This window comes from Paenibacillus sp. P4_A7 (genome assembly GCF_056402455.1).
In genome coordinates this window covers 1-6,032 of the sequence record NZ_JBFUHJ010000336.1, presented here as the reverse complement: position 1 = coordinate 6,032, position 6,032 = coordinate 1, and the positions used below count along the sequence as shown (strand labels likewise).

Here is a 6,032-nt window from a genome sequence, read left to right as displayed (position 1 = left end):
GTCTAAACATCCTATCTTTGTCTAACATTATTTCATGAATGGATTAGCGTATACTCAAAAAGCGGTCTTCCGAATTCCATAGAAGGCTGAAAGAATCAACCCGGAATCTGAAAGCCGCTCATGTGATACCAAGCAATGTTATTGCCAATCAAAATGAGAGCATAGCACGAAACTTCTTCGTTTCACCTGGAGCGATGTCGCCAAGCTGCTCTGACCAGTTAAACTGCAGCTCCCTCTCGCCAGGCTTCTGCTCCAGCGGCTGCACTGTCAAAGGAGCGACTATATTGCAAAAAGCGTGGTCTGCCCGATTCATAAACGTCATTGTCACAAGCAAATCATCCGCTTGATGCTCAAACATAACTCGCAGTTCAAATCCGTCAGAAAGCGTCCGTTCATTCCAGACCGTACCGTTGGCATCAGGTCCTTGCCAAGGAATGTCCGCCGCTCCCGTCTCATCCTGCACTCTACCCTTCGCTTCAGCTTGCGCTATCCAACTAACTTCTCCCGGCAATAGATGCCATTGCCTGCCGCCGCCAACAATATGCGCCGCCTGCTTCTCACGAGTCGCACGCAGCGCTGTGGATGTTGCTGTACCGATCCCGGTATATCCATAGGTATTACCAGCATAAAACAATCTGAGCGCTCCGCTCTCCTCCGCAATGACAGACGGATATTCCACCATCTGGCTTTCCCAGTCTCCGCCTGTGCCAAAGATCGGGCCAAGTTGAAGATTATCCCCATCGCGTCCCGATCGCCGAGTACCACATCACGAAATCTCCTTCGGCACGCTGCTGTACTACAGGACCGGCCACCGCAATGTTCTCATAGTCATGCTGCGGATTTCGCAGCATGACAGCGCCGCGCTTCTCCCAACGTATTCCATCTTGCGAAACAGCAAGACATATTTGCTTCTGTTGATCCAGAAACACATCATCGCCAAGCGTCGGACAACCCGTGTAGTAGAAGCGCCATTCCTTCTCACCCGATGGCAAAGTTACGACAAGCACCGACCCACCAGCGATTCCCATCGCATCGGGCGCCTTCACTTTTCGAAGCCGGAAGCAGCGGGCTATCGGGATGTTTGATGAAATGTTTCCCATCCTGTGATTCAGCCAGACCAATTCCGGGAAACATATCCAGCGAACTTCCAATTCCGCTATTCCCGGTATACTAGATTCTCCAGCCTCCATCATCTAATTTGACAGCATGCGGAAGCACACACCATTGACCGTCGAAGCTCCCTCGTTCACCTACATCAAACAGCTGCCCGCGCCGCTTCCATTCTTGCGGCGCGTCGACATGGGCTGTTGCCAGACAAATGCGGTGGTGCTTATCCGGACCTCCCCCAGCGTAGAAAAGCCAATATTCATCCCCTTCTCTTACAACCCATGGGTTCATACAAAGCCTATTGTCATATTTGCTTCCTTCTAAAGGAGGCAGTACCGGATTGCTCTTGTCCCGAATCCAGCATACATTGTGTTTCAACTTCATAACTAACACCATCCCTGATCAATTACTCTTATGAATATAGCTTCATAATTTCCTTCTGAAATTAGGGAAACGGACTGGTTTGCCATTTGCAGCAGCCGACTCGATCGAGAGAGGGAACACAGAACTCCAGGTTACTGCATCGTACACATCTACTATTGGTCGGCGCTGTTCCACAATGGCAGAGATGAATTCATCGATGACGAAGAAATCACCCCCGCCATGTCCGGATTTATCTGCTTCTTGTTTCCATTGACGCCAAAGCGGATGTTCAAACTTCTCGCTGTAGTTCCAGAGCGGTTCCCATCTGGCATGTTCCTCCCCAGCGCGTCCGAACGAAGTACCTGGCGAGTGCCCTTCAATCCAGACTAGAGGCTCCTCTCTTTCGTGGCGAGCCGCTATATATGCGCCCTTGGTACCCTGCAAACCGTAATGCGTCATATTATGCGGACGACTCGATGTCCAGTCCAGACGCAACGAAATGACTACTCCTTTCTTCGTGCGTATTGTCGTAACCGCTGAATCCCCCTGACTCCAATAATCATCTTTGGCTCCCGGATGACTCTCGCTTACGTTTTCCGCAAAATATTTGGCCATGGATCCATTCCGTGATGTCATTGTAGACATCCATTCGAATTCATCATCTCGGTTAATGCCAAGCCACAGCGCTAACGGTCCCAGAGAGTGAGTCGGGTAATTCATCCCGTTCACTTGACGCTGAAGCTCGCCTCTCCAAGTCAACTCGCCATCCGGATAATGTGTCAACTCGCGGCAGTCATGCAAGTAAGCGCCTTCAACAAATGTAATATCGCCGAACAGCCCTTGCTGCGCCATATGAAGCACCATCATATTCGGACGCATAAAGCAGTAATTCTCAGCCATCATATACGTCAAACCGCTCTGCTCCACTGCCTCTACCAGTTCCCATGCATCTTCCAGAGTATGCGCGGCAATAACTTCACTAAGCACATGTTTGCCGGCGCGCAAAGCACGAACAGCCTGATTGGCATGAAGGGCTAACGGCGTGGCGAGCAGCACCGCATCCACTTGTTCATCTTCCAGTAGTTTTTCGTAGTCCTTATATGTACGTACATCGGGGAACTGCTCCTTCCATCTATGGAGGATCTCGTCCTGTAAATCGCACACTGCAGTTAATTGGACCTTCTCTGAAAGAACCGATAGGGCAACATTAAATGAAGACCCGCGTCCTCCTCCGACTACAGCCAGCTTCACAAGCATTTTTTCTGCCATCTGAATCGCACACCTCAATCTCATCATATTTTTATATACATTTCGTTTAACTTACGATCACAGCGTACATTAAACCCTTTTGACTTGTCAATTGTTTGTTTTATATTGCGTTTACATTTCATTTGTTTTTTTATTCGATTTTTTAGGCAGAATGATTCATGAAAAGATAGACACAGTACCGCCCGTTCAATGGGGGCTTGATTTCGCCCCTATATGGGGCAGGATACTGGCAACGCCTGAAGGCGTAATTTCGCCAGCCATTTTTCCTTGGCTCCCCCTGAAAGGGCTTGCTGACTTGCCTTATCTTCGATGATATCCGCCTCTTCTTGATTCTGGATATAATCTCGGATTACGTCCTTATGTAAGCTTCAAATTGCGCACACGCATGTATCGCTGCTTGCGGAAGCTGGAGCCGATATATTCCAAATCATTGAACAACTTGGACACAGTAGCGATGAGAAAATACGCACTGTATATCTCCATGTCACAAAATCCTCCAAAAATGAAGCTACCAAAAAGTTTAGCGAACTAATGAAAAACCTATAGTGTTGCTGGATGCGATTGTAAGATTGGTAATTGTTAGTCCATGCAAAATCAGATATGCTTAAACAAAGGAAGGTGATTAACATGAACTTCGTCAGAAAGGTAACAAACAGTGATGTTCTCAAGCATATTGTCGATCTTCCAGAGAGCCTGCGGAATCAGGATGTTGAATTATTCATTTTACCCATTGGAGAACCCTCCCCACTCAACACACCAAGACCTTCTAATCTTACAGCGCGAGGCGCCTTAAAAAAATTCGCCATTATAGATTTAATCGAATATGAACAAGACGCTTGGGCAAAGGGTGTGCAAGAGAAGCATGAACATCGTTGATGCAAATATAATCCTGCGTTACTTGCTTCAAGATGCGGCTTAGTTTATTGATCAATCCAGAGACCAGATTGAAAACCATCTTATCTTTATCCCAAACGAAGTCATTACCGAAGTTGTTTATGTACTGGAAAAAGTTTATAAGGTTGATCGACCACTTATCAATGATTCACTACGGAACTTACTTGCTTGCTTATTTGCTTACTTGCTTACAGTAACATCGCCACGCATGACCGAAGTATCATAGTTGAGGCTCTAAAGGTCTACAGTGAAATCAATATCGATTTTGTTGACTCCCTGCTCTTCGCCTATTCGAAGATCGGTGGACATACAATTTTCACTTTTGATAAGATGCTTAACCAGTTATTGGATGAACTACGAAATGCATAAAAAAAATGCTTCTCACCAAGTTCGATTTGAACTCGTGAGAAGCATTTTTATATTCCATGTGGTTAACATGTGGTCAAATGATTTTTTCTAACTTGAGCTCCCTTGCTACACAAGGGATTCCAGGTTAGTTAACGCATGGAGCGCTCTTCGCTCCATCGGCAATCGAGTCTACCGCTAAATCGCGGTCGCTCATCATCGAATTGCTTCGATACTGACTCGATTACATCATGCCGCCCATTCCACCCATACCGCCCATATCAGGCATGCCAGCGCCRCCAGCGCCCTTAGGCTCAGGCTTGTCAGCAATTACTGCTTCAGTAGTCAGGAACATAGCCGCTACGGAAGCTGCATTTTGAAGTGCAGAACGCGTAACTTTAGCAGGGTCAACGATACCTGCTTCGAACATGTTCACCCATGTACCAGTAGCAGCGTTGTAACCAATGCCTACTTTTTCGTTTTTCAGACGCTCAACGATTACGGAGCCTTCTTGGCCTGCGTTCGCTGCAATCGTACGAAGAGGCTCTTCTAGGGAGCGAAGTACGATGTTAACACCTGTTTGCTCGTCGCCATCTGCTTTAACAGCTGCAACTGCATTGTATACGTTAATAAGAGCTGTACCACCACCGGATACGATACCTTCTTCAACCGCTGCGCGAGTTGAGTTCAAAGCATCTTCGATGCGAAGCTTGCGCTCTTTCAATTCTGTTTCAGTAGCTGCACCGACTTTGATTACAGCAACGCCGCCGGACAATTTAGCAAGACGCTCTTGCAATTTTTCACGGTCGAAGTCAGAAGTTGTATCTTCCAGTTGAGCGCGGATTTGGTTAACGCGAGCAACGATATCAGCAGAGTTTCCAGCGCCGTCAACGATGATCGTGTTTTCTTTTGTAACGCGTACTTGGCGAGCAGAACCTAGCTGTTCAACCGTAGTTGATTTCAAGTCTAGTCCTAGCTCTTCTGTAATCACTTGGCCGCCAGTCAAAGCAGCGATATCTTGCAGCATTGCTTTACGACGGTCGCCAAAGCCTGGAGCTTTAACAGCTACGCAAGTGAATGTGCCGCGCAATTTGTTAACGATCAATGTAGCTTGCGCTTCACCTTCAACGTCTTCAGCAATGATTAGAAGCTGTTTGCCGGATTGTACGACTTTCTCAAGAACCGGAAGGATCTCTTGAATGTTCGTAATTTTTTTGTCAGTGATAAGGATGTAAGGAGTGTCAAGCACTGCTTCCATTTTTTCTGTATCAGTGATCATATATGGGGATAGGTAGCCGCGGTCGAATTGCATACCTTCAACTACTTCAAGCTCAGTAATAAAGCCTCTCGACTCTTCAACTGTGATAACGCCGTCGTTGCCGACTTTTTCCATAGCTTCTGCAATCAGTTGGCCTACTTCATCGTCAGCGGATGAGATCGATGCAACCTGTGCGATCGATTCTTTGCCTTCGATTGGTCTCGAAATAGCTTTAAGCTCTTCAACAGCAGCTTTAACCGCTTTTTCGATACCTTTGCGGATAACCATTGGGTTAGCGCCTGCAGTTACGTTTTTCAAGCCTTCGCGAATCATCGCTTGTGCAAGAACAGTAGCTGTAGTTGTACCATCGCCTGCTACGTCGTTTGTTTTTGTTGCTACTTCTTTAACAAGCTGAGCGCCCATGTTTTCGAAAGCATCCTCAAGCTCGATTTCCTTCGCAATGGATACACCATCATTCGTGATTAGCGGGCTACCAAATTTTTTCTCCAAAACAACGTTACGGCCTTTAGGACCCAATGTTACTTTAACCGCATTTGCAAGAGCATCAACTCCGCGCAGCATTGCGCGACGAGCATCTTCACTAAATTTAATTTCTTTAGCCATTATTGGTAAACCTCCCAAAATAATTTTAAGTATTAATTAGCAAGCGTAAACGGCTGTCGCCGTCCTTGCGGCATAGGCTCGTTTCGCGGTGGTTATATAGTAATTTATAAGTGTTAAACTTATAAATTCTATATAACGTGCAGTATATTGCCCAACGTGCAGTATATTGCCC

General features: G+C 46.6%; 7 protein-coding genes. 1 reads left to right on the top strand and 6 read right to left on the bottom strand.

The genetic code is table 11. The annotated features are described in order from the left end of the window. Positions 1 to 148 precede the first annotated feature (148 nt). The 5 genes from AC1DWN_RS25470 to AC1DWN_RS25450 form a co-directional block, all read right to left on the bottom strand. Entirely contained in the window at positions 149 to 682 is a 534-nt protein-coding gene (locus AC1DWN_RS25470; RefSeq protein WP_477561695.1) for a hypothetical protein, read from the bottom strand. Positions 683 to 731: 49 nt separating this feature from the next. Further along, the gene (locus AC1DWN_RS25465; protein ID WP_477561694.1) at positions 732 to 1,100 is read right to left on the bottom strand and encodes a hypothetical protein; all 369 of its coding nucleotides are present in this window, start codon (positions 1,098 to 1,100) and stop codon (positions 732 to 734) included. A 70-nt stretch (positions 1,101 to 1,170) separates the two neighbouring features. After that, the gene (locus tag AC1DWN_RS25460) at positions 1,171 to 1,491 is read right to left on the bottom strand and encodes a hypothetical protein (RefSeq protein ID WP_477561693.1); all 321 of its coding nucleotides are present in this window, start codon (positions 1,489 to 1,491) and stop codon (positions 1,171 to 1,173) included. A 42-nt stretch (positions 1,492 to 1,533) separates the two neighbouring features. Further along, complete coding sequence (locus tag AC1DWN_RS25455; RefSeq protein ID WP_477561692.1) at positions 1,534 to 2,739, bottom strand: Gfo/Idh/MocA family protein; 1,206 nt, start codon at positions 2,737 to 2,739, stop codon at positions 1,534 to 1,536. A gap of 357 nt (positions 2,740 to 3,096) precedes the next feature. Beyond that, positions 3,097 to 3,222 (bottom strand): hypothetical protein, encoded by a 126-nt coding sequence (locus AC1DWN_RS25450; RefSeq protein ID WP_477561691.1) that lies wholly within the window; start codon positions 3,220 to 3,222, stop codon positions 3,097 to 3,099. A gap of 144 nt (positions 3,223 to 3,366) precedes the next feature. Here AC1DWN_RS25450 and AC1DWN_RS25445 point away from each other — a divergent pair, with 144 nt between their 5' ends. Beyond that, positions 3,367 to 3,615: a hypothetical protein gene (locus tag AC1DWN_RS25445; RefSeq protein ID WP_477561690.1), complete on the top strand. Its 249-nt coding sequence runs from the start codon at positions 3,367 to 3,369 to the stop codon at positions 3,613 to 3,615. A gap of 607 nt (positions 3,616 to 4,222) precedes the next feature. Here AC1DWN_RS25445 and groL read toward each other — a convergent pair. Then, complete coding sequence (gene groL, locus AC1DWN_RS25440) at positions 4,223 to 5,860, bottom strand: chaperonin GroEL (protein ID WP_477561689.1); 1,638 nt, start codon at positions 5,858 to 5,860, stop codon at positions 4,223 to 4,225. Between the last annotated feature and the right edge of the window lie 172 nt (positions 5,861 to 6,032).